Source organism: Herbidospora solisilvae, assembly GCF_009901565.1.
Taxonomy (GTDB): Bacteria; Actinomycetota; Actinomycetes; order Streptosporangiales; family Streptosporangiaceae; genus Herbidospora; species Herbidospora solisilvae.
Genome location: NZ_WXEW01000001.1, coordinates 783,834 through 808,583, shown reverse-complemented (window position 1 = coordinate 808,583; position 24,750 = coordinate 783,834). Strand labels below are relative to the sequence as shown.

16 protein-coding genes are annotated in these 24,750 nt (G+C 72.3%); 8 read left to right on the top strand and 8 right to left on the bottom strand.

Annotated elements, in window-relative coordinates; genetic code table 11:
• The first annotated feature begins 11 nt into the window (after positions 1-11).
• The 4 genes from GT755_RS40910 (at position 12) to GT755_RS03440 (ending at position 11,530) form a co-directional block, all read left to right on the top strand.
• Positions 12-2,666 carry a LuxR C-terminal-related transcriptional regulator gene (locus tag GT755_RS40910; protein WP_161478210.1) on the top strand — a complete coding sequence of 885 codons (2,655 nt, stop codon included), beginning with the start codon at positions 12-14 and terminating at the stop codon, positions 2,664-2,666.
• A gap of 81 nt (positions 2,667-2,747) precedes the next feature.
• On the top strand, positions 2,748-7,799 hold the full coding sequence (locus tag GT755_RS03450) for a type I polyketide synthase (protein WP_161478209.1): 5,052 nt from the start codon (positions 2,748-2,750) through the stop codon (positions 7,797-7,799).
• The gene (locus tag GT755_RS03445; RefSeq protein WP_161478208.1) at positions 7,796-8,746 is read left to right on the top strand and encodes an LLM class F420-dependent oxidoreductase; all 951 of its coding nucleotides are present in this window, start codon (positions 7,796-7,798) and stop codon (positions 8,744-8,746) included. Before GT755_RS03450 ends, GT755_RS03445 begins: the two co-directional genes overlap by 4 nt.
• Positions 8,747-8,860: 114 nt before the next feature.
• Entirely contained in the window at positions 8,861-11,530 is a 2,670-nt protein-coding gene (locus GT755_RS03440; RefSeq protein ID WP_161478207.1) for a helix-turn-helix transcriptional regulator, read from the top strand.
• On the opposite strand, the gene GT755_RS03435 is transcribed toward GT755_RS03440, so the two are convergent.
• From GT755_RS03435 to GT755_RS03400, 8 genes are all read right to left on the bottom strand, one after another.
• Positions 11,514-12,533, bottom strand: coding sequence for a LacI family DNA-binding transcriptional regulator (locus GT755_RS03435; RefSeq protein WP_161478206.1), 1,020 nt, complete (start codon positions 12,531-12,533; stop codon positions 11,514-11,516). The genes GT755_RS03440 and GT755_RS03435 overlap by 17 nt on opposite strands.
• A gap of 27 nt (positions 12,534-12,560) precedes the next feature.
• Positions 12,561-13,997, bottom strand: a complete 1,437-nt coding sequence (locus GT755_RS03430) for a GH1 family beta-glucosidase (RefSeq protein WP_161478205.1) — start codon at positions 13,995-13,997, stop codon at positions 12,561-12,563.
• Positions 13,994-14,887 (bottom strand): carbohydrate ABC transporter permease, encoded by an 894-nt coding sequence (locus GT755_RS03425; protein ID WP_161478204.1) that lies wholly within the window; start codon positions 14,885-14,887, stop codon positions 13,994-13,996. The genes GT755_RS03430 and GT755_RS03425 overlap by 4 nt, the downstream gene beginning before the upstream one ends.
• Positions 14,884-15,858 (bottom strand): carbohydrate ABC transporter permease, encoded by a 975-nt coding sequence (locus GT755_RS03420; protein WP_161478203.1) that lies wholly within the window; start codon positions 15,856-15,858, stop codon positions 14,884-14,886. The genes GT755_RS03425 and GT755_RS03420 overlap by 4 nt, the downstream gene beginning before the upstream one ends.
• Positions 15,859-15,954: 96 nt before the next feature.
• A complete protein-coding gene (locus tag GT755_RS03415) occupies positions 15,955-17,292 on the bottom strand; it encodes an ABC transporter substrate-binding protein (RefSeq protein ID WP_235965792.1) in 1,338 nt (445 codons plus the stop codon).
• 284 nt (positions 17,293-17,576) lie between these two features.
• Entirely contained in the window at positions 17,577-18,173 is a 597-nt protein-coding gene (locus GT755_RS03410; protein WP_161478201.1) for a malonic semialdehyde reductase, read from the bottom strand.
• A 57-nt stretch (positions 18,174-18,230) separates the two neighbouring features.
• A complete protein-coding gene (locus tag GT755_RS03405; RefSeq protein ID WP_161478200.1) occupies positions 18,231-18,692 on the bottom strand; it encodes a MarR family winged helix-turn-helix transcriptional regulator in 462 nt (153 codons plus the stop codon).
• Positions 18,647-20,164: a sulfatase family protein gene (locus tag GT755_RS03400; RefSeq protein ID WP_161478199.1), complete on the bottom strand. Its 1,518-nt coding sequence runs from the start codon at positions 20,162-20,164 to the stop codon at positions 18,647-18,649. The genes GT755_RS03405 and GT755_RS03400 overlap by 46 nt, the downstream gene beginning before the upstream one ends.
• A 217-nt stretch (positions 20,165-20,381) precedes the next feature.
• On the opposite strand from GT755_RS03400, the gene GT755_RS03395 reads away from it, so the two are divergent.
• From GT755_RS03395 to GT755_RS03380, 4 genes are all read left to right on the top strand, one after another.
• The gene (locus GT755_RS03395) at positions 20,382-21,362 is read left to right on the top strand and encodes a hypothetical protein (RefSeq protein ID WP_161478198.1); all 981 of its coding nucleotides are present in this window, start codon (positions 20,382-20,384) and stop codon (positions 21,360-21,362) included.
• On the top strand, positions 21,359-22,558 hold the full coding sequence (locus GT755_RS03390; RefSeq protein WP_202609555.1) for a DUF6716 putative glycosyltransferase: 1,200 nt from the start codon (positions 21,359-21,361) through the stop codon (positions 22,556-22,558). Before GT755_RS03395 ends, GT755_RS03390 begins: the two co-directional genes overlap by 4 nt.
• Before the next feature lie 91 nt (positions 22,559-22,649).
• Positions 22,650-23,927 (top strand): MSMEG_0569 family flavin-dependent oxidoreductase, encoded by a 1,278-nt coding sequence (locus GT755_RS03385; protein WP_161478197.1) that lies wholly within the window; start codon positions 22,650-22,652, stop codon positions 23,925-23,927.
• The gene (locus tag GT755_RS03380; RefSeq protein ID WP_161478196.1) at positions 23,927-24,745 is read left to right on the top strand and encodes an amidohydrolase family protein; all 819 of its coding nucleotides are present in this window, start codon (positions 23,927-23,929) and stop codon (positions 24,743-24,745) included. The genes GT755_RS03385 and GT755_RS03380 overlap by 1 nt, the downstream gene beginning before the upstream one ends.
• The last annotated feature ends 5 nt before the right edge of the window (positions 24,746-24,750 follow it).

The following is a 24,750-nucleotide window of genomic DNA, read 5'->3' as shown; positions in this document are numbered from 1 at the left end:
GGAGTGGTTCCGTGAACACCCCTGGCCTGAGCGGGCCCTTCGTCGGCAGGACCGAACACCTCGCGACGTTCGGCCGGGCGCTCGCCGACCGCCGGTGCCGGGGAATGGTGATCTCCGGCCGGACCGGGCTGGGCAAGTCCCGATTGGCCGAGGAGTGCCTCGCCGCCGCCAGGCGTGACGGCGCGGCCGTCGCGACGGTGCTGGCCAGCGAGGCGGCCGGGGCCGTGCCGCTGGCCGCCCTGGCGCATCTGCTGCCGGCCGATCTGGAGATGTCCGACCCGGTCGCCGGTTTCGCCGGGGTCGGAGAATGGCTCTCTGGCCGGGGCGTCGCCACGGGCCGGAAACTGGTCGTCCTGGTCGACGACCTGCCCCTGCTGGACGCGGCGTCGGTGATGCTGATCCGGCAGTTGATGGACGCCGGGCAGATCTGGCTGCTGGGCACCATGCGCTCGACGCAGCGGCTCAGCGCTCTCGTCGAGACGCTCTGCGAGGACGACGCCGTGTGGCGGGTGGAGTTGCCCGAGTTGTCCGGCGCGGAGGTCGAGGAGCTGCTCGTCTCGCTGCTCGGCGGCACGGTGAGCCACCGGACGCTGAACCGCCTGCGCGACGTGTGCGGCGGCAACCCGCTGTTCCTGCGGGAACTGGTGACCGGGGCGATGGCCCGGGGCGCGCTGGCACGGGACGGGGAGGTCTGGGAGCTGGCCGACGGCGCGGTCCCGCGTACCGCGCGGCTGACCGAGCTGATCACGGCCCGCCTCCCCGTCGCCGACGGGGAGGCGCGGCGGGCGCTGGAACTGCTGGCCCTCTGCGAACCGCTCTCCGTGGCGGACGTCGAGCAGACCACGCCCGGCCCGGTGATCGCCGACCTGGAGCGAAGCGGGGTCATCCGGGTCGTCCAGGACGAGCGGCGGCTCATGGTGACGCTGGCCCACCCCCTCTACGGCGAGGTGCTGCGCGCCGGAATCACCCAGGGACGCAAGGCGGCCATGCTGCTGGCCCACGCCGACCGGATCGCCTCCCTCGGGAGCCGCCGCCGCCACGACACCCTCCGGATCGCCTCGTGGCGGCTGGCCGCGACCGGCACCGCCGACCCCGGCCTGCTCACGCGCGCGGCGGCGCTCGCCCTGCACGCGCACGACAACGTGCAGGCCGGGCGGCTGCTGCGCGCCATCCCCGCCGGGCACCACACGTTCACCACCCAGGTCATGCTCGGTGACGCGCTCTTCCAGCTCAGCGACTTCGCCGGCGCGCGGGCCGCCTACACCGCCGCCGACGCCCTCGCCGAGACCGAGCAGGACGTGCTGACGCTGACGCTCAAGCTCGTCTACTACCTGCTGCTGGGAGAGGACGCCATCGAGCAGGCGTTCGAGGTCGGCGACGCGGCCCTGGCCCGGGTCACCAGCGACGACGGCCGGCGTCTCCTGCGGCACATCGAGGGGGCGGCCCGTGTGGTCACCCGGGATCCCCGGGCCGCGATGGCCCTGCTGGCGGACGTGGAGGAGGACCACCGCGAGGCGTCGAACAAGGTCGTCTGGGTGGTGGGGGCGGGCCTGAAGGCCCATGGTCTGGCGGTGCTGGGGCGGGCAACCGAAGCCCTGGCCTGGGCCGAGCGCGCCTACCGCGGGCACAACGAACTCGACGACCAGATCCCCTACCTCCATCCGGCGGTCCAGCTCACCTGCCTGACCCGGGCCCTGTGCCTGAGCGGGCGCATCGCCGAAGCCCGGGAAGTGGGGCGGGCCGGCTACACGGCGCTCGTCACCTCGGGCACCCTCGACTTCACCCAGATCTGGGTGGCGCTCGGGCTGGCGCGGGCCGAGTGGCACGCCGGGCGTCCGGCGGACGCCCGGGCGATCTACGCGGAGGCGCTGGCCCTGGCCAGGAGCAACGGGCACACCAAACCGCTGCGGAGCATCTTCAGCGGCCTCGCGGCCTGCGCCGCCGTCCAGGGGGATCGGGACGCGGCGATGCGGGCGGTCTCCGAGGCAGAGGAGCAGGTCTCGGGGGATCAGCTGTATCTCGAGCACCTCGGTTTCGCCTGGACCCACGCCATGAACGGCCGGCCGGAGGCGGCCCACGCCTGGCTCGCCGAGGCCGCCGCCCGGGCGCGGGCGGCCGGTGAGCTGGCAGAGGAGGGGCTGCTCCTCATCGAGCTCGCCCGGCTCGGCGGGGCGAAGGCGGCGGCTCCCCGGCTGGACGAACTCGCCGGGGTGACGGACTGCCCGCTCGTCCAGGCCGGCACGACGATGACCACCGGACTGACGAGCGGCGATCCCGTCCTGCTGCTGACGGCCGCGACCGAACTGGGGGAGATGGGCGCCGACCTGATGGCGGCCGAGGCGGCGGCGGCCGCCGCCGGCCTCTGGCGACGGGCGGGCCAGGAACGGCGGGCCACGGCCGCGGCCAACCGGTCGGCCGGCTGGCGGGCCCGGTGCCAGCACGCGGCGACCCCGCTGCTGCCCGCCGCCGCCCCGGCCGCCGCGCTCTCGGACCGGGAGCTGGAGATCGCGCTGCTGGCGACCCGGCGCATCACCAGCAGGGAGATCGCGCAGACCCTGCAGCTCTCCGTACGGACGGTCAACAACCACCTCCAGCACGTCTACGCGAAGCTGGGCGTGTCCACCCGCGGCGGCCTCATCGCCGCGCTGGGCCGCGACGCGCGTTGAGCACTTATTGCTCAAGGCCGCCGCCCGTCTCCGGAATAGCGTCGGGTACGCCCGCGCCGGAACAGCATTCGGAGACTCTGCATGACGTTCTCAGCCGACGCCCCGATCGCCATGATCGGCGCCTCCTGCCGTTACGCCGGTGACGTCGACTCCCTCGACTCCTTCTGGGATCTTCTGGTCTCCGGCAGGGAGACCGTCTCGCGGGTGCCGCCGGACCGGTGGGACCTGGCGACCGAGGGCGCCGGCGACCCGGACGACGCCGCGAAGGCGGCCATGGGCTGCTTCCTCTCCCAGGATCCGCTGGCCTACGACCCCGCCGCGCTGGCCGTCAACAAGGAGGAGGCGCCCTGGCTCGACCCTCAGCACCGCATGTTGATGGAGCTCGTGTGGGAGGCGTGCGAGCACGCGGGTGTGCCGGTCGACGGGTTGCGGGGGAGCGACACGGGGGTGTTCGCCGCGATGTCGCAGAACGACTATCTGCTCCGCACCCACCGGCCCACCGACCAGAGCACGTCCTGGTTCTCGATGATGGGCAACATGCACGGCATCTCGGTGGGCCGGGTGGCGTTCCTGATGGACTGGCGCGGCCCGACCGTCGCGGTGGACACGGCGTGCTCGTCCAGCCTGGTGGCGACGCATCTCGCCTGTCAGAGCCTGCGTCTGGGCGAGTGCGATCTGGCGGTGGCCGCCGGGGTGATGCTGATCACCGCGCCCGAGGTGCACAATCTGACCGCCCGCTGGCTGCTGTCACCGACCGGACGATGCCACGCGTTCGACCAGGCGGCGGACGGTTACGTGCGGGGGGAGGGCTGCGGGGCCGTCGTGCTGAAACGGCTGGCGGACGCGGAACGGGACGGCGACCGGATCCTCGCGGTGATCCGCGGGTCGGCGATCAGCACCGACGGGCAGACGTCCCGGATGACGGCGCCCTCCCCGGTGGGCCAGCGCACGGCGTTCAACGCCGCGCTGGCGCGAGCCGGGGTGGACCCCGCCGACGTCGGGCTGGTCGAGGCGCACGCGCCCGGCACGAGGGTGGGCGATCCGGTGGAGTTCGAGTCGATCTCGGCGGTGTACGGCCAGGGTCGCGGCCGGTGCGCTCTGGGCGCGGTCAAGAGCTCCATCGGGCACACCGAACCCGCCTCCGGACTGGCCGCCCTCCTGAAAGCCGCTCTCTGCGTCAACTCCGGGTACATCCCCCCGAACCTGCATTTCCGGGAGTGGAACAGCTCGATCGACCCGACCGGCACCCGCCTGTTCGTGCCGACCGAGCTGACCCCGTGGCCCGTGGACGGAGGCCCCCGGCTGGCCGCCGTCTGCTCCTACGGGCTGGGCGGCACCAACGTCCATCTCCTGGTCGAACAGCCGCCCGAGGCGCCCGCGGCCGGACCGGCCGCGGAGGACGACGGACCCCGGGTGTTCCTGATGTCGGCGTCGTCGGCGGGCGCGCTCGCCCCTTCCGCCGGCCGGCTGGCCGACTGGCTGACCGGCCGTCGCGTCGTGCCGGACGACCTCGCCCACACCCTGGCCGTCCGACGGTCGCACGGCCCGCACCGGCTGGCGGTCGTGGCGGCGACGGGAGAGGAGGCCGTGCGACGGCTGCGCTCCTACGGGGACGGCCAGGTCACCCCCGGCGTGACCGAGGGGTTCGCGGGGACGCGGCCCGGCGCGGGGCCGGTCTGGGTGTTCTCCGGGCAGGGCTCGCAGTGGCCGGGCATGGGGGCGTCGCTGCTCGACCGGGACGCCGCGTTCACCGAGGCGATCGACGAGCTGGAGCCCTTGATCCGGGCGGAAGCCGGCATCTCGGTCCGCGACGTCCTGGCCTCCCGGGCAGAGGTGACCCGCATCGACCACGTCCAGCCCGTGCTCTTCGCGACGCAGGTGGCGATGGCCCGGAGCCTGTGTTCCTGGGGAGCGCGTCCCGCCGCGGTCATCGGCCATTCGATGGGCGAGGTGGCCGCCGCCGTCGTGGCCGGCGCCCTCGGCCCGGCGGACGCCGTGACCGTCATCTGCCGGCGGTCGGCCGCCGTCCGGCGGGTGGCCGGGCAGGGGCTGATGGCCTCGGTGAACCTGCCCGCCGCCCAGATCAGGCGCGACCTGGCCGCCGCCGGGGCCGATGAGGTGGAGATCGCCGTGCTCGCCGCACCCCGGTCGGCCGTCGTCGGCGGCCCGCCCGGCCAGGTCAGAGCGATGGTCGACCGCTGGACCAGGCAGGACGTCCTGGCCCGGCTCGTCAATGTGGACGTGGCCTCCCACACGGCCCAGATGGAGCAGTTCCTGCCGGAACTGCGCCTGGCCCTCGCCGGGATCACCCCTCGTGAACCCGGGATCCCGCTCTACACGACGGTGCGCCCCGACCCCCGTGCTCCGGGGCCGCTCGACGCGGACTACTGGCTGGCCAACCAGCGGCACCCGGTCCGGCTGGCCGCGGCGGTGGAGGCGGCGGCCGCCGACGGGCACCGGCTCTTCCTGGAGGTCGCGCCTCACCCGATACTCAAACACGCGATCACCGAGACGCTCGCGGACACCGGCTACGCCGACGCGCACGTCCTGCCCACCCTGCGGCGCGCGACCGACGACGAGCGGCTCGCCCTCGCCACCCAGGTCGCCGCCACCCACTGCCTCGGCCATCCGGTGGACTGGCGGCGGCGGTACGGCGCAGGCGAACTCGTCGACCCGCCTCCCACCACCTGGGAACGGACCCGCTGGGCCGCCCGCACCTACCCGGTACGCCACCCCGGACAGCCCGGCCTGGAGCGCAACGCCCTGCTCGGCGTGCACGCGCCGGATCCGGAGGACCCGGGCCGTCATCTCTGGCGCGCTACCCTGGGCACCGGCCCGCTGCCCTGGCTGGCCGACCACCGGGTCTCGGGTGTGCCGGTGCTGCCCGCCGCCGCCGTCTGCGAGATGGCCCTCGCCGCCTGCGCCGACCTCTACGGCGACGGGCCGGTCGAGATCACCGACGTCGAACTGCGCGCCGTGCTCCCGCTGACGGCCGAGGTCGAGGTCAACGCGCTGGTCCGGGGCGAGGGCCGGTGGACGCTGGGCACCGGCGCCGGCGACCGCCGTGTCGTCCACGCGGCCGCCACCCTCTCGGCGTGCGCCGAACCGGCGCGGCCGCCCGCGGCCGACATCCACGCGTACCTCACCGGCCGGGGCGGGGACGTGGAACCGGGGGAGTTCTACGCCACCTGCCGTCAGCGCTTCGGGCTCGACTACGGCCCGGTCTTCCGGCCGCTCTTCCGGATCCAGACCGAGGAGGGGAGGCGCGCCGCGCTCGGCCACCTCCGGCTCGACGACGCGGCCACCGTGGGCGCGCGTCACCTGCGCTGGCATCCCGTGCTCCTCGACGGGTGCGCGCAGACCGTGCTCGCCTGCTGGCTCGGCGCCACCGAGATCGCCGACGGCGCCATCCTGCCGGTCGGCATCCGGGCGATCCGGGTCTTCGGCCGCACCCGCGACGCCCGCTATTGCCACACGGTGCTGGAGTCGTTCGACGAACGTTCGTGTACGGCGTCCTTCCGGCTGCTCGACGGAGCTGGGACGGTGCTGGCCGAGGTCGAGGGGTTCCAGGTCCGGCACGTCGAGCGAGAGCTGGGCGCGGAGGAGTTCGCGGACCGGCTCCTGGAAGTCCGCTGGGAGCCGGAGCCGGCCGGCGGCGCGGTCTCCGGGGACGCCCCGGCGGTGGTCCACCGTCCGGACGACCACCCGGCCGGCGGGGTGGACGCCGCGAGGGCGGCGGCGGAAGGGCTGATCGACGTCATCCGCGCGTCGGCCGCCGCGCCGGGCCCGCCGCCCCGCATCTGGGTCGTCACCCGCTCCGCCGTGCCGGTGCTTCCCGGGGAGTCCCCCAACCTCACGCACGCGGGCCTGCGGGGGCTGGTGCGCACCGCCGCGTACGAGCATCCGGAGCTCCGGGTCACCCTGCTCGACGTGGACGACGCCACCGGGCCCTCCCGGATCGACGAGGAGATCGCCGCAGCCGCCCCCGCGGACGAGATCGCCCTCCGCGACGGCGTCCGGTACACCGCCCGGCTGGGCCGGGCGCTCCCGCCTGTCCGTACGGCCGCGCCCGAGGGTGACGGTGCCTACATCGTGACCGGCGGCCTCGGCGGGCTGGGACTCGTCACCGCCGGACGGCTGGCGGAACGCGGCGCGGGCGCCGTCGTCCTCAACGGCCGGACCGCGCCGGGCCCCGAGGCGCTCCGGGCCGTCGAGGCCATGCGCGCCCTGGGCGCCCGCGTCGAGGTCGTGCCGGGCGACATCGCGGCGCTGGGCGTCGCCGAGCGGCTGGTCGCCGCGGCCACCGCGCACGGCCACCGGCTGCGCGGGGTCGTGCACGCGGCGGCCGTCATCGCCGATGCCACGCTCGGCCGGACCGGGCCCGGCCTCGTCGAGCGCGTGTGGCGGGCCAAGGTCGCCGGGGCGTGGCGGCTCCACCACGCGACACTCGGGCACGAACTGGACTTCTGGGTGGGGTTCTCCTCCCTGGCGGGCCTGGTCGGGTCGCCGGGACAGGGCGCGTACGCCGCCGCGAACGCCTGGTTGGAGGCCTTCGCGGCGTGGCGGCGGGCCCAGGGACTGCCCGGTGCGGCGATCAGCTGGGGAGCATGGCGCGGGGTCGGGCGCGGGGTCGGGCTGGCCGCCGCGGGACATTCGATGATCTCGCCCGCCGAAGGGGCGGCGGCCTTCGAACGGCTGCTCACCCCCGACGCGCCCGTGACGGGCTACGACCGGCACAACGTCCCGGTCCTGCTGGCCGGATATCCGGACGCGGCCCGCCGTCCCTTCTTCGCGACCGCCCGGGTCCAGGCGCGGGACACCCCGCCCGACCTGCTGGACGAACTCCGCGCGATCGAGTCCGGCCACGGGCGGCTGATGGCCGTGCAGGCCCGGGTGGCGGCGGAGGCGGCGGACATCCTCGGTGTCGCCGGGCGGCTCGACCCGCACGGATCACTGGTGCTGCTCGGCCTGGACTCGCTGCTCGCGGTGCGGCTGAACCACCGGATCAGGACGGCGGTCCGGCTCGACATCCCGACGGGAGCGCTCTGGGTCCGGCCGACGGTCGCCTCCCTCGCCGAATACGTGCTCGAGCGCCTGGGCATGGCGGCCCACCCGGGAGAGGAGCCGAAATGAGGATCAGCGCAGTCGTGGGGATGTGGCTGGACAGCCCGGCCGAGGAGGCGTTGAGCACCGCCTTGCTGGCCGACCGGGCGGGCTACGAGGAGTTGTGGATCGGCGAGGTGTCCACCTGGGACGCCTTCGCCCTGGCCGCCGCCGTCGGGATCCGGACCACGCGGATCGCGCTGACGGTGGGGCCGCTCGCCGTGGCCGTGCGGGGCCCGGCGGGGATCGCGATGGGCGCGGCTTCCGTGGCGGCGCTCACCGGCCGGCGGGTGGGGGTGGCGCTCGGCACGTCCAGCACCACTGTGGTCGAGCGGTGGCACGGGCGGTCCCGGGCCCGTCCGGGGCTCTCGCTGGAGGAGACCGCGCGAGCCATCAGGCCTCTGCTCGCGGGGGAGCGGGGCTCCTTCGACGGAGAGCTGGTCCGGACCGACGGTTTCCGGCTCCGGCTGCCGCCGCCCGGCGGCCCGCTGACCGTGGCGGCGTTCGGCCCGAGAGCCGTCGCCACGGCCGCGCGGCACGCCGATCGGATGGCCGTCAACATGGTGTCGGCGGCCCAGGCCGCCGCGCTGCGGACGCTGCTCGACGCGGCGAGCCCTGGCCCCCGGCCCGCCCTGGCGGCCTGGCTTCCCGCCGCCGTCGATCCCCGGCCGGAGACCTACGCCCAGCTCGCCAGGGGCTTCGTCCCCTACGTATCGGCCCCCGGCTACGCCGAGATGTTCTCGGCGGCGGGGTTCGCGGACCTGGTCGCCCTCGCCCGTGGCGGGGCTCCGTTGAAGGAGGTGCTGAGAGCGGTTCCCCGGGAACTCGCCGAGACGGTGGCGCTGGTCGGTGACGTGCCGACGATCCGAGACCGGATCGCCGAGTACGCGGCGGCGGGGGTGGACGAGATCGCGATATTCCCCGCCACGAGCGGCGATCCCGGCGGGGAGCGCACCCTGCGCGCGCTACGCCCCTGAGCACGCGCGGAGGAAGGTTTAACCCGGACGACTCCGGAGCAGCGGAAAGCCTTAACCTGGCGACTATGTATTCTCCTTGACCCGTACCCCTCGCGTACGTGAACGGGAGAGCCCATGCTCGGCGTCGAGGACGTCTTCGTCGGACGCGTCGAGCAGTTGGAGTCCTTCCTCGCGGGGCTGGCGGACGACGACTGCCGGGGCCTGGTGGTGTCGGGGCCGATGGGGGTGGGCAAGTCCCGCTTCGCCGAGGAGTGTCTCGGCCGGGCGAAGGCCATCGGCCACCGGACGGCGAGGGTGACCGCCAGCACCGCGGCGGCGGCCGTCCCGCTGGGAGCGGTCGCGCCCATCGTGCCCGCCGGAATCGACCTGTCCGATCCGGTGTCGGGCTTCGCCAAGGTCGCCGCCCGCATGACCCACCGCGACGGGCTGCCTCTGGTGGTCCTCGCCGACGACCTGCACGCCCTGGACACCACCTCCGCGCTGCTGCTGCGGCGGCTGGTGGAGTCGCGGGTCGTGTGGTTGCTGGCGACCCTCCGTACCGGCGAGTCACCGGCCCCCGCCGTTCAGGCGCTGTGCGACGTCCGGCGCGTCCGCCGGATGGAGATGGAGGTGTTCACCCGGGAGGAGACGGAGCGGCTGGTCGAGGCGGTCCTGGAACTGCCGGTGGCGCTGAACACCCTGGAACGCCTCCACGGCATCTCGGGCGGGAACGCCCTCTTCCTGCGCGAACTGGTCATCGGCGCGGTCACGCGCGGCGCTTTGGTCAACGACGGCGAGCTCTGGCGGCCGACCGGAACCCACGGCTCCGGCACCGAGCGGCTCTCGGACCTGGTCGGCGCCCGGCTCGCCGCCGCCGGTCCGGCCGCCCGGCCCGTCCTCGAACTGGCGGCGCTCTGCGAGCCTCTGTCACCGGCCGACGCCGGCCCCGCGGACGTGATCGGCGCGCTCGTGGACGCCGGTCTGCTCCGGCGCCAGGACGACGGACGACGCCGGTCGGTGGTGCTGGCACACCCCCTGTTCGGCGAGATCCTCCGCGCCACGATGCCGGTGCTCCGCCGCCGTGAACTGCTGCTCCAGCAGATCGAGCGGACGACGGCGTGGCGGGCGCGGCGCTGGGACGACGCCCTGCGCATCGCCTCGTGGCAACTCGCCGCGACCGGAACGGCCGACCCGGAACTGCTCGGGCAGGCCGCGGCCCTGGCCCGCTACGCCCACGACTACACGCAGGCGAGCGTGCTCCTCCAGGCGCTCCCCGCCGACCGGCACACCTGCGCCACCCTGCTCATGCTCGGCGAGGCCTTCATGGAGACGGGGGACGCGCGCCGCGCCGAGCAGACCCTCGTGCGGGCCCGCGCGCTCGCCCGCACCGAGCAGGAGAACCTGGCGGTGGCGCTGGCCCGCACGTTCAATCTGTTCTGGGGGGCGGCCCGGAGTGAGGACGCCTTCCGCGTCAACGACGAGGCGGCCGCGCGGGCCACTCAGCCGGAGAGCCGGCGCATGCTCCGCCACAACGAGGCCGCGATGAGGGCCGCCTCCGGCGAAGCCGAGCGCGCGCTGGCCCTGCTGGAGGACCTGGGCGAGGATGTCCCGCAGACCGCCGATCCCGTGGCCTGGCTCTTCGCGGCCATGATGAAACCGCTGGCCATGGAGCTGCTCGGCCGGACCGGGGAGGCGGCCGCCTGGGCGCGGCGCGCCCATGGAGAGCATCTGAAGGTGGGTGACCGCGCGCTCTTCCCGCATCCGGCCTCCCAACTGATCTCGGTGACGAGGGCGCTCACCAGCCAGGGCCGGATCGCCGAGGCGCTCGACGTCGGGCAGGGCGCCTACACCGAACTCGCGGCCGCGGCCGACACCGTGCCGCTGACGCAGTTGTGGCTCGCCCTGGCGCTGGGGCGGGCCGAATGGAACGCCGGCCGTCCCCGCAGCGCCCGCCGCCGATTCGCCGAGGCCACCGCGCTGGCTCGGGCGCACAACCAGGTCAAGGGCATGCGGCCGAGCCTGGGAGGGCTGGCGGCGTGCGCGGTCGTGCTCGGTGATCTGGAGGCGGCCGAACGCGCCGTCCTGGAAGCGGAGACCTACCCGTCGATGGTCTCCCTGGCCGACACCGAACTCATCGGCCCGGTCCTGTGCCACGCCGCCGCGGGGCGGTTGTCCGAAGCGCGGTCGCTTCTCCACGAGGGGGTGCGGGCCGCCCGTGACCGCGGTCTGCCGCTCGTGGAAGCCCTGCTTCTGAAGGAGATGGTCAGGTTCGGCGCCGCCGGTGCGAGGCAGGCCGCTCCACGGCTGGCCGAACTCGCCGCCGGGTGCGACAGCGTGCTCGTCGGCGTCTTCGCCCGTTTCTGCGCGGCCTTCGCCGACGAGGATCCCGCCCGGCTCCACGCCGTCGCCGCCGAGTTCGAGGTGGCCGGCGCCGATCTCATGGCCGCCGAAGCGGAGACCGCGGCCGCCGCCCTGTGGGACCGTGCGGCCAGCCCCCGCCGCGCCGCGTGGGCCGCCGGACGGGCCGCCGCCCTGCTCACCCGCTGCGAAGGCGCCCGTCCCACGATCCTTCGCGCCGCCACGCCCGCGGTCCACCTCACCGACCGCGAACGGGAGATCGCCCTGCTGGCGGCCGGGCGCGCGCCCAGCAAGGAGATCGCGGAGACGCTGGGACTGTCGGTGCGCACGGTCAACAACCATCTGCAACGCGTGTACGTCAAACTCGGCGTCGCCAAGCGGAGCGAGCTGCGGGCCGCGCTGGCCCCGCACGAGACGGGCGGCGCCAGGATCAGGTCGAGGCCCTGATCACCAGGTGGGTGTCGAGGATGACGACCGGCTGCTCCAGCGGCTCGCCGTTGATGCGGGCGACGAGGAGCTGCACCATCTGCCGGCCCATCGCCTCGGTCGGCTGGTGGACGCTGGTCAGCGGCGGCTCGGTGTGCAGGGCCACCTTCGAGTCCTCGAAGCCGATCAGCGCGACGTCCTGCGGGATCGCGCACCCCCGCTCGCGCAGCACCCGCAGCGCGCCGACCGCCATCGGGTCGGAGGCCGCGAAGACGGCGTCGAGTTCGGGGTGGCGGTCGAGCAGTTCGCGCATCGCCGTCGAGCCGCTCTCCTCGGAGAAGTCGCCGTAGGCGACGCGTTCGGTCAGCCCGGTCGCGAGGAGGGCGTCGCGGTAGCCGGCCAGTCGGTCGACGCCCACGCCCATGTCCTGGGGACCGGCGATGGTCGCGATGCGGGTGCGGCCCTTGCCGAGAAGGTATTTGACCGCCTGCCGGGCCCCCGCCCGGTTGTCCATGTCGACGTAGCTGTAGGGGTTGAGCCCCACGGGGCGGCCACCGAGGACGGTGGGCACGCCGAGCTCTTCGAGACGTCCCGGCAGGGGGTCGGCGCCGTGGACCGAGGTCAGCAGGACGCCGTCGACGTGCTGCCCGGTCAGGTAGTGCTCCAGACGGTCGTGTTCGTTGCGGTTCTGGGCCATGCTCAGGATGAGCTGCAGGCCCGTCTCGGCCAGCGCCGACCCGATTCCCCTGATCAGGCCGGCGAAGTAGGGCTCGTCGAACACGCGCTGCTCGGATTCCGACACCACCAGCGCGATGGTGTCGGTCCGGTTGGTGACGAGGGTGCGGGCCGCCCGGTTGGGGACGTATCCGAGCTCGTCGATCGCGAGCAGGACGGCGTCGCGGGCCTTCTCGCTCACCTTCGGCGAGCCGTTGATGACCCGTGAAACCGTTCCTCGCCCGACACCGGCACGCGCGGCGACGGCTTCGAGCGTCGGTCGCGCGACCGACCGGCGGTCCCCGTTCATCAGTCCTGCCCCCTCACCACGTTCACGCTATTGTGCCGGACCCCGGAGGCCCCCGTGCCGGATGGTCTCGGCGTACCAGAGAGCGCTATCTTTCAGGATGCGCGTCTGGGTTGGATAGTCCACGTACACTAGGCCGAATCTCTTGCCATAACCCCACGCCCACTCGAAATTGTCCATGAGCGACCAGGCGAAGTAGCCCTCCAGCGGAACCCCCGCCTCGATGGCCTGGTGGCAGACCCTCAGGTGGGTGTCGATGTAGGCCTGGCGTTCGACGTCGTGGATCGCGCCGTCTTCGGTGACCACGTCGTCGTAGGCGGCGCCGTTCTCTGAAATGTACAGAGGGATGGCGGGGTACTCGTCGCGCAGGCGGGTGAGGACCTCGTACAGGCCGCCGCCGTCGACCTCCCAGCCCATGCCGGTGACCGGACGGCCGCCGTTGACGAAGCCGACGTGCTCGTTGCCGGGCCACGCCGAGCCGGTGTCGGTGGGGGCCGCCGACGCCGACTTGGTGCCGCCCTCGGCGCCGGTGACGGTGAAGCGGCTGTAGTAGTTGATCAGCAGCATGTCGAGCGGGGCCGCGATCAGCTCCAGGTCGCCGTCCTTGATGTACTCCTCCGGCGCGATCAGCGGCGTCAGGTCGTCGAGGACGTCCTGCGGGTAACGGCCGCGCATGATGGCGTCGAGGAAGAAGCGGTTCTGCACGCCGTCGATGCGGCGGGCGGCGTCGCGGTCGGCCTCGCTGTCGGTCTGCGGGCTGATCGCGTACAGGTTGACGCAGCCGCCGATCCGGGTGTCGGCGCGCTGGGCCCGCATCGCCTGGACGGCCAGGCCGTGGGCCAGGTTCAGGTGGTGGGCCGCCTTGATCGACTCCGCCGGGACCCGGCGGCCGGGGGCGTGCTCGCCCGAGGAGTAGCCCAGGAACGCCGCGCACCACGGCTCGTTGACCGTTGCCCAGTTGGCGACCCGGTCGCCGAGGGCGCCGTGCACGATGGCGGCGAAGTCCGCGAAGCGCTTCGACAGGTCGCGCGACGGCCACCCGCCGTCGTCTTCCAGGGCCTGGGGCAGGTCCCAGTGGTAGAGCGTCACCCACGGCGAGATGCCGTAGGAGAGCAGCTCGTCGACCAGCCGCTTGTAGAAGTCGAGGCCCTTGGGGTTGACCTCGCCCTTGCCGTCGGGCTGGATGCGGGTCCAGGAGACCGAGAACCGGTAGGCGGTCAGCCCCAGGTCGGCCATCAGCCGCACGTCGTCGCGGTAGCGGTTGTAGTGGTCGATCGCGACCGAGGCGTCGTCGCCCTCGACGACCCGCCCGGGTTGCGCCACGAAGGTGTCCCAGATGGAACGGCCGCGGCCGTCGGCCGTGAGGGCGCCTTCGATCTGGTAGGCCGACGTCGCGCTGCCCCAGACGAAGCCGGTGGGGAAGACCAGACCAGGGGTGTCGATCTGGGTCTCTGTGTTCTGGGTCACTCCTTGACCGCACCTTCCATGAGTCCGCCGATGATCTGGCGGCCGAAAAAGACGAATACCAGCAGAAGAGGAATGATCGACACCGTAGTGCCCGCGAAGATGAGCACGTAGTTGGTCGAGTAACGGTCGTTCAGGGCCCTCAGCGCGACCTGCACGGTCGGATTGTCCGGCGTGAGCACGATGAGAGGCCAGAGGAACTCGTTCCAGATCAGCATGAACGTCTGGATCGCCAGCACCGCCATGCCGGGCCGCACCGCCGGCACCGCGACGTTCCACCAGATGCGCAGGGTGCTCGCGCCGTCGACGCGCGCGGCCTCGACCAGTTCCCTCGGTACGGCCTGGCGCGTGTACTGCGTCATGAGGAACACCCCGAACCCGTTCACGAGGAACGGCAAGATGACCGCCTTGAGGGTGTTCGTCCAGCCCAGCGTCACCATCATCTGGTAGAGCGGCACGATGCCCATCTGCTGGAGCGGCACCATCATGGTCAGCACGACCGACAGCAGCAGCAGGTTGCGGCCCCTGAAGGTGAGCGAGGCGAAGGCGAACCCGGCCAGGGTCGAGATGATCACGATGCCGATCGTCACCGTGCAGGCGATGATGATCGAGTTGATGATGCCCGTCATGAAGTGGGCGTTCTCGGCCTCGAAGACGGCCCTGATGTTCTCGCCCAGGTTGCCGGCCGGCAGCAGCGGCGGCGGCATGCTGTGCGCGTCCTCGTTGGTGCGCGTCGCGATGACGATCATCCAGTAGATCGGGAAGATCGACAGGAAGATGGCCAGGGCGAGGCTCGCCTTGGTCAGGACGGTCGCGCGGAACGGGTCGAGGCGCGAGGTTCCGGCCCCGGCGGTGCGCGGGGCCCGGGGCGCCCGGTGTGTGATCGTCGTCATCGTGATCTCCCGATGCCGCGGACGATGGCGAAGTTGATCAACGCGGTGATCATGATGAGCAGGAACAGGATCCAGGCCGCGGCCGCGGCGTAGCCGTACTGGAAGTCCCGGAAGCCCTCCTTGACGATGAACATGGCCACCGTCTGGAACTGGCCCGTCGTGCCGCCGGTCATCAGGCCGGCGCCGAACATCACCGGTTCGGCGAACAGGGTGAAACCGCCGATCGTCGAGACGATGACGGTGAAGATGATCGTGGGCTTGAGCAGCGGGACCGTGATGCCCCAGAACTGGCGGCGCGGGGAGGCGCCGTCGATCGCGGCGGCCTCGTAGAGGTCCTTGGGGATCGTCTGCATCGCGGCCAGGTAGATGATCGCGTTGTAGCCGGTCCAGCGCCAGTCGACCATGGTCGCGATGGCGATCCACGACGACCACTTCTGGTTCTGCCAGTGGATCGGGTCGACCCCGAACCAGCCCAGCACCCAGTTGACGATGCCGTAGTCGCGGCCGTACAGCTGGGTGAAGACCACCGCGACCGCCACCACCGAGGTGATCAGCGGCGCGAGCACGCTCAGCCGCAGCACCAGCCGGCCGCGCAGTTTCTTGTTCAGGGCGTTGGCCAGCAGCAGCGCGAGCACCAGCTGCGGCACCGTCGCGATCAGGAAGATGCCGACGGTGTTGAGCACCGAGTTCCAGAACTTGTCGTCCGCGAGCAGCTCGGTGTAGTTCTCCAGGCCGATGAACGTCTTGTCGCCGGCGAGCTGCCAGTCGTGCAGCGACACCCAGGCGGTGAAGATCAGCGGGAAGATGCCGAAGATCGCGAACAGGATGAAGTAGGGCGAGACGAACAAATAGGGAGTGGCCCGCAGGTCCAGCCAGGACCAGAATCTCCGGCCGCCCGGCGGCCGCGCGTGCCGCCGGGGCCCGGGTGGCACCGTGCGGGTCCGGGAGCCCGCGTCGACGCTGAGGCTCATCGTCAACCTTTCGTGGAAGGAGCGGCCGGGGGGATCCGGCCGCTCAAGTGAGTGACCGGCCCCTCGGTGCAGGGGCCGGTCGGGCACGGCCGGGGGTCAGCCCGCGGCCTTCACGCCCTCCTCCACGAATCGGGTCCAGGCCTCGTCCCACTTGACCGAGCCCTGGTCGGCGCCCACGAGGACCTCTCCGACGGCGGCCTTCACCTGGGCGTGCTTCTCACCGAAGAACACCGGCGAGAGCTGCGCGACCGAGGCGGCGAAGATGGGGCCGCTCGGGGCGTCGTTGAAGTAGGCGTTCTTGGCCTCGGCGACGGCCGGGTCCTGCTGCGCCGGGATGGAGCTCGGGAAGTTGCCGCCCTCCTTGAACGCCGCGACCTGACCCTCCTTCCCGGTCAGGAAGTTGAGGACCTCGGCGGCCTCCTTCGGGTGCTTGCTCTGCGCGGGCACCATCAGCCACGAGCCGCCCCAGTTGCCGGAGCCGCCGGGCACCGCCGCGACGTCCCACTTCTTGGCGTTGCCCTCGCCCGAGGTGCCGGAGATCACGCCGAGCATCCACGACGGGCAGCCCATGGTGGCGAAGCCACCCTTCTGCATGGCCGTGTTCCACTCTTCGCTCCAGGAGCGCAGCTTGGCGGTCAGACCGGCCGTGCTGAGCGACTGGACGTAGTCGAACGCGGCCTTGACGCCCGGGTTCTTGTCGACGATGAGCTGCTGGCTCTTGTCGAAGTAGATCTGGCCGCCGTTCTTGCCGGCCTCCTGGGCCAGCACCGACTCGTAGACGGTGTTGGCGCCGTCGACGAAGCCCGCGTCCGGGACCTTCGCCTTGAACTTCTTGCCGACCTCGAGGTAGTCGTTCCACGTCGGCCAGAGCTTGGAGACCTCGTCGCGGTTGGTCGGCAGGCCGGCCTTCTCGAACAGGTCGGTGCGGTAGCACATGGCCATGCCGCCGATGTCGGTGCCGAGGGCGAACAGCTTGCCCTCGGTGTTGACGCCGGTGTCCCACTTGTAGGCGGGGAAGTCGGCCTTACGGCTGTCGAGGCCGTACTGGCCGAGGTCGGCGAAGTACTGCGGGCGGGCGGCCATGAGGCCCATCGCGCCCTCGTCCATGCCGATGATGTCGCCGGCGCCGCTGCCGGCCTCCAGCCACTGGAGGACCTGGGGCAGGTAGGTGTCCTCGAACCGGTCGGTCAGGTTGACGTACTTGACCTGGATGTTCGGGTGCGCGGCGTTCCACTGCGCCACGGCGTCGTCGTAGGCGAAGTTCTCGCCGCCGCCGAAGGTGTTCAGCGTGAGCTCGATCTTCTCGGCAGGGGCCGCGGAGCCGCCCGCGCTGGGTGCCGCTGCGGGTGCCTCATCGCCGCCGCAGGCAGCGGCCGTGAAGGCCAGCGTCCCTGCGGCCACGGCCGCGAGCACACCGCGGCGCGTGTTGTTCATCATTCCGGACCCCTCTCAGGTGGTTCCCGAATCTGTGACAGAAGGTGGGCTCCCGGCCGATCCCCGACTGCTCAGCAGGTTGGGAGCGCTCCCACGAAGAGTCCACTATGGGCAACGCACCCGTCAATATGCCGAAACCTAACTGTTACTCCTGTAACGGTTAGAGGCGTAGAAATGGACATGAATCTACAAAAAGTACATACCCGCAGTTGGGAGCGCTCCCAGTTCATAGAGAACAAAGTGGCCCATCTCACTGCGGAGACGGGCCACTGGTGGGGGAGTGCTCAGACGGTGGTCACGGCCTCGTGGAGGTCGAGGCGGGGGTTGCGGGCGTACCAGGCGTCCGGGCCGGGCCTGCCGATGTTGACCACGGCGAGCACCTCGTGCCCGCCCTCCGGGAAGAACTCCTTCTCCAGGGCGGCCTTGTCGAAGCCGGCCATCGGCCCGGCGGCGAGGCCGTGGGCGCGCACGCCCACGATGAAGTAGCCCACCTGCAGGGCGCCGTTGAACCGTGCCGACTCGACCCGCTGCTCACGGTCGGCGAACACGTCCTTCGCGCCCGGGAAGTGCGGGAACGTCCGCGGCAGGTGCTCGTGGAAGTCCACGTCGGCGGCCAGGATGGCGACGAGCGGGGCGGTGGCCGTCTTCGCCTTGTTCCCCGGTGACATGTGCTCGACGAGTCTGGCCCGCGCTTCGGGGGAGCGGACGTAGACGATGCGCAGCGGCTGGGTGTTCATCGCGGTCGGGGCCCACTTGATCAGGTCGTAGATCGCGTGCGCGGTCTCCTCGGAGACGGGCTCGTCGGTGAAGGTGTTGGCCGTCCGTGCGTCGCGGAAGAGCAGGTCCTGGGCCGTGGCGTCGAGGGCACTCTGGGTTGTCATGGCACTCATGTTGCCCAACAACCTTCTTCCCGTGCAATATCTTCCCGTGCAATCAAATTATTCGGTGAGCACTTCCTCGAGCCGGGCCAGCGCCCGCCGCAGCGTCTCCCGCTCGACGGTGGACAGCGGGGCCTCGAAGTGGCGCTCGACGACGCGCACGTGCACGTCGACCGCCTTCAGGAAGATCTCCGAGGCCTTGTCGGTGGGCCGGATCAGGGTCACCCGCCGGTCGCCTTCATGGCGGCCCCGGGTGACCAGCCCCGCCTTCTCCATCCGGTCGAGCAGCCGGGTCATGCCCCCGCTGGTCAGGGTCAGGTCGAGGGCGTTGATCGCGGTGCAGGCGCCGTGGTCGCGGTAGAGGCGCAGGAGCACCTCGAACATCACGTGGGTGATCCCGACCTCCTCCTGCAGCGCCTTGTCGATCAGGCGTTCCAGCGCGGTGGCCGACCGGATGAGGTGGCCGAAGCCGGGGCTCAGCCGATCACATGCGGTGCGTTCTGGGGTCGGGGTCCGATCCATTGCACTCCTGACGGGGGGAAATCTGAGCGTTCGCCCAAAATCGTATCGGCGACCCGGCACCCCGCCCCCGAGCAGGCGTGCAGCGCGGCCAGCCGGCCCGACAGGCCGGCGATCAGCGCCGGGTCGGCGGTGGCCGCCAGGTTCGTGAGCTGGTGGGGGTCGCTGATCATGTCGTAGAGCTGGCGCTCGCCGGTGGCGTACTCGACGTAGGCGTGGGTCTCGGTGCGCAGCGCCCGGTAGGTGGGCGGGCAGCCGGGCGCGTAGTCGGGCTTGTCGAACTCCACCAGCACGGCGTCACGCCACGGCACCCGCCGGCCCTGCAGCAGCGGGACCAGCGACCGGCCCTCGACGAAGCCCGGCACCTGCGCGCCGGCCAGCTCGGCGAAGGTCGGGCCCAGGTCGACCGTCGAGCCCAGCGAGGTGTCGACCCGCCCGGCCTGCACCCCCGGCCCGCGCACGATCATCGGGACCCGGATGTCCTCCTCGTAGGGCGTCGTCTTGCCCGACCGCAGGCGGTGCTGCCCCAGGTGGAAGCCGTTGTCGGAGCCGAAGAAGATGTAGGTGTCGTCGAGCTTGCCGGCCTGCTCCAGCGCCGAGACGACCGTGCCGACCAGGTCGTCGAGGCCCGCCGTGGAGCGCAGCCGGTCGCGGTACATCTGGTCGATGTTGTGCCTGACCCGCTTCGGGATGCGCCCGCGCTGCTGCACCCAGAGCGGCTCGGCCGACACGTCCTCCTGGTTGTAGGAGGGGGTGCGCGGCGCCTTGACCCCCTCGAAGGCGTCGGCGTGGCGCGGCGCGTGGTTGGCCGGGCGGTGCGGCGCGGTGGGGGACAGGTAGAGGAAGAACGGGTCGCTGCGGCTCACGAACCCGGCGGCCTTCTGGGCCAGCACGTCGGTCAGGTAGTCCTCCGGCTGCTCGCCGCGCTCGACGATGATGCCGTCGTCGTTGAGGGCGTAGCCGTATTCGCGGTACAGGTTGGTGACCGGCACCGCCCATTCGTCCCAGCCCGGCGGGATGTAGGTGCGCGGCACCTCGGGGCTCGGATACTGGTTCAGGTACTTGCCGAACAGGGCCGTGCGGTAGCCGGCGCCCTTCATCCAGGTGCCGATCGTGCTCTCCTCCAGCGGCTTGAACCGGGGGAACCCGCCCGTGGGGAAGCGGTTGCTGGTCACGCCGTGGCTGTGGATGTACTGCGCGCGCAGGATCGACGAGCGCGATGGGCAGCACCACGGGTTCGTCACGTAGAAGTGGGAGAACGTGGTGCCGCTCGCCGCCAGCTTGGAGATGTTGGGGAACCGGTGGAGGTCGGCCGTGTCGAGGTCGTCGGCGAGGATGAAGACGACGTTCGGAGGAGCCTTCACCGATGCCTTCGCGGGCACCTTCGGGGCCGACTTGGCGGTGGCGGGCGTGATGGTCAGCGGCGCCGCCAGGAGGGCCAGGGCGAGGCCGCAGGTGAGACTCCTCTTCAACATGGGGCAGATCATTGCCGCTGTTACACCTGCGAAAACGTACATTTAGCAGCGGACCGTACACGATACGTAGTTGATTCTCCCAACCGGTTGCACCGTTCTAATGCCTCCGGGACAGTGATTCGTATGAGATCCGGGGGTTCACGTATTCGGCTGTTCACCCGTCGTTCCCTGTCCTGTTGCGATCGGCGGCTACCGTGAGCCCGTCGTGAACGGGTCCATGGAGAGTTCTGCGAGTAATGGCGGTTCGTCCGTCGCGTGGGTCGAGTCCCCGCTGCAACTGCTGTGCGTCATCGAGGCGCAGCACGCGGGTCTGCTCGGCGACGACGCCGTCGTCGTGCCGCGGTCGGGCCTGCCCGCGCTGCGGCTGACCCGCAACGAGATCTCCCGGCTCGCGCTGCCCGACGGGCTGCGCTTCGCCGAGCCGTCGGCGAAGATGCCCAAGCCCGGCCGGTCGTGGGCGGTGGGCGACGCCTTCTCGGGCCGCGTCCAGCTCAGCCTCCTGACGTCCCCGGTGCGCCGGCTGCTGCTCGTCGACGACGGGCTGGCCACCATCCGGCTCCTCGAACTGCTCGCCGAGCGCCGCCCGCTGCTGCGCGCCCGCGCCGTGCCCGGAACCGCGCGCACCGCCATGGGGGCGGTCGCCGGGGTGCGGCTGCGCCGGCTGGCCCGCCGCGGCCGCCTCACCGTCTTCACCGCGCTGCCCGTGCCCGACGAGGTGGCCGACGCCGTCCGCGCCCTCGGCGCGTCCGTGGTGCGACACGACTTCCCGTGGTTGCGCAGTCAGCCCGGCAGGCGTCCGCCGGCCGAGAAGACGGTCGTGCTGGGCACCTCCCTGGTCCGCAACGGGCTGATCCACCGCGAGGCCTACGTCAAGTGGCTGACCGGGCTCGACGAGCCGGTCGCCTACTATCCGCACCGCCGCGAAGACCCCAAGGACCTCGACCGGGTCCGCCGCATCGACGGCGTCACGGTGTACGAGAGCGGCGCCCCCGCCGAGATGACGCTGCGCGACCTGCGGCCCGGCCAGCGGGTGCTGAGCCTGCCGTCGACGGCGGTCACGTCTCTCCGTATCCTGCTGCGGGCACGCGGCGTCTCGGTCGAGACGGTCGAGGTCCCCGACGAATGGTGGACCGCCTCGGCGGGTCCCTCCCTCCGCTCCCACCTCCAGCTTTTCGCACACGAAAGAGTCGCTCCTTGATCCGCGTTTTCGCCGTGGCCGATTCCGACTCCTACCTGAAGTGGGCCGCGGGGCTCATCGGCGGGGCGCCCGGCGACTGGAAGCTCGAACTCGCCGTGGTGCGCACCCCCATCGCGCCCTCGGAGTCGCAGATCGCCGCCGCCGTCAGCGGCACCCGCTTCCACGACGTGCCGACGCTGGGCGCGCGGGCGCTGCGCAAGGCCGCCGAGCGGTTCCGGCCCGACGTGATCCTGGTGTCGTGCACCGGCCCGGTCGTCGACGCGCTGGTCAGCGAGGTCCTCGCCGGGCTGAGGCCGCGCCCGGTGTTCGTCACCGGGCTGCCGGGCATCTCGGTCCCGGCCACCGAGAAGGCCTGGATCTACCGCAGCGGCTGCGACCTGTTCATCCTCCACTCCGGCCGCGAGGTGCGGGAGTTCGGCGAGATCGCCCGGCGGCTCGGCGGCGGCGGGCAGGTGGCGCTGGCGCGGCTGCCCTACCTCGACCTGACCGGCCACCCCTCGGCGGGCGAGACGCGCGACCGGGTCGTGTTCGCCACCCAGGCCAAGGTGCCGGTGCGGCGTGACGACCGCGAGAGCGTGCTGCTGGCGCTGAAGGCGCTCGCCGAGGCGCGGCCCGACCTGCGGGTGGTCGTCAAGCTGCGGGCCCGCGACGACGAACGCCAGACCCACAACGAGAAGCACCACTACGAGCGGCTCTGGAACACCATGGCCGCCGAGGGGCGGGTCCCGGCGGGCCTGCTGTCGTTCGAGGCCGGGCCGATGCACGAGCACCTGGCCCGCGCCCACGGGTTCGTCACGGTCTCCTCGACGGCGGCGCTGGAGGCCATCGCCCAGGGCGTGCCGCTGCTCGTGCTGTCCGACTTCGGGGTCAGCGCCGAGATGATCAACCTGGTGTTCGAGGGCTCCGGCTCGCTCGGCACGCTCGACGACCTCGCCAAGGCCGACTTCCGCACCCCGACCCCCGAGTGGTGCGCGGCCAACTACTTCCACGAGGCCGCCCACAACGACTGGGCCGTGCGCACCCTCGCGCTGGTCGAGGCCGCCCGCGCGGGCACGCTGACGCCCTCGACGTCGCTGCTCGACGGCCCCCAGCACGCCGCCGCCCGCCGCCGCGCCCGGTTGCGCATCGAGGTGCCGCCCAAGGTGCTGCGTTACGGCTACCGCGCCAAGAAGAAGATCCGCAAGCTGCTCAAGTAACGATCGCCCGTCACGGCGCGTGAGCATCCGTTGACGGGGATTTGTTCCGGATGACATCGATCGGCAACGGCCCGCTCATGCACTGAGGGGCATGAGAGTCGACGGTACCGCCCACCCCGTGGTGGTGATCGGCGGCGGCCAGGCCGGGCTGGCGATGAGCCACTGCCTGACCCGCCTGGGCGTCGGCCACGTCGTGCTGGAGCGGGGCCGCGTCGGCGAGTCGTGGCGCTCCCGGCGCTGGGACTCCTTCTGCCTGGTCACCCCGAACTGGCAGTGCGACCTGCCCGGCCACCCCTACGCGGGCGGCGACCCCGACGGCTTCATGGTGCGCGAGGAGATCGTCGCCTACCTGGAGGCGTACGCCGCCTCGTTCGCGCCGCCCCTGGCCGAACGGGTGACGGTCACCCGGCTGACCGCCGTCGAGGGCGGGTTCGCCGTCGCCACCGACCGGGGCGTGCTGACCGCCGGGCAGGTCGTGGTCGCGACCGGCCCCTACCAGACGCCGGTCGTGCCTCGGCTGGCCGAGCGGCTCACCGTGCCCTCGCTGCACTCCGACGCCTACCGCGCCCCGGACGGCCTGCCCGACGGCCCGGTGCTCGTCGTGGGAAGCGGGCAGTCGGGCTGCCAGATCGCCGAGGACCTGTTCCTGGCCGGGCGGACCGTCCACCTCGCCGTCGGCACCGCGCCCCGGGTCGCGCGCCGCTACCGGGGGCGCGACGTGGTCGAGTGGCTCGACCTGATGGGCCACTACGACCGGCCGATCACCGAGTTCGACGATCCCGAGGCCGTGCGGGCCCGCGCCAACCACTACGTGACCGGGCGCGACGGCGGACACGACATCGACCTGCGGGCCTTCGCGCTCCAAGGCATGCGCTTACACGGTCGGCTCACCGGCATCACCGGGGGCCGGTTCGAATTCGCCGACGACCTGGCGGCCAACCTCGACCACGCCGACGCGGTGTCGGAGGGCGTGAAGGACTCCATCGACGCCTACATCGCCTCCAACGGGATCGCGGCCCCCGCCGAGGAGCGCTACGTCCCGGTCTGGCGGCCACCTCCGGGGACCTCCACGGTCCGCGCCGACGAGATCGCCTCGGTCGTCTGGTGCACGGGCTTCCGGCGCGACCACTCCTGGATCAGGGTGCCGGTGTTCGACGGGACCGGCTACCCCGCCCACACGCGCGGGGTGACGGGCTGGCCCGGGCTCTACTTCCTCGGCCTGCCCTGGTTGCACACCTGGGGATCCGGCCGCATCGTCGGGGTCGGCCGCGACGCCGAGCACCTCGCCGGGCACGTCTCCGCCCACCTCGCCGGGCGGGCGCCCTCCGCCTCCGGCTACCACGTCCACCCCGAGCTGCTGGGGACGTGATGATCACCAGAGACGCCCATCGCCACCTGGGGATCCTGCCCGCCTACCCCTTCTACGGCGGGCCGCCGGTCCGGCCCGACGTCGGCGCCCGCGCCACCATCACCGAGCTCCTGCGCGACCTCGACCGCGAGGGCACCGAGCGGGCGCTGGTGATCCCGAACTACGGCGTGCCCGACCCGGCCGTCGCGTTCTCCTTCAACGACCTCTGCGTCGAGGCCGCGGCCCGCGACGACCGGATCAGGGCCGGGCTCTGGGTCTCGCCGCTGCCCGCCGACGAGTCGCGCACACTGGCCGCGCTCGCCCTCGCCAGCGAACCCGGAGTCCGGGCGCTGAAGCTGAGCTTCCTGCTCGGCGGACGCCCCGCCGACCCCTCCTGCCGGGCGCTGCTCGACCGCATCTTCACCGTCGCCCGCGACGGGGACCTGGTCGTACACGTCCACACCTCGCCCGGCGCGGCCTCCGACGTCGACGAGATCGCCCACCTGGTCGAGCGGTACGGCGACGCCGTCGCCATCCACCTCGTCCACTTCGGCGGCGGCGCGTCGGGCCACATCAAGCTCGCCGGGTCGCGGTTCTTCGACTGGATCGCGGCCGGCAAGCGCGTCTACACCGACCTCTCCTGGGCCATCGGGTTCGCCCCGCGCTGGCTGGCCCAGGAGATCGACCGGCGCGGCCTCGGCCACGACCGGCTGCTGTTCGCCAGCGACGAACCCTGGGGCGACCACCCCGGGGAGCACGCCCGGCTCAGCGCCGCCGTGGGGGACGGCGAGCTGGCCCGGCTGGTCTTCCACGACACCTTCGAGAAGCTCTACGGATAGGAGCA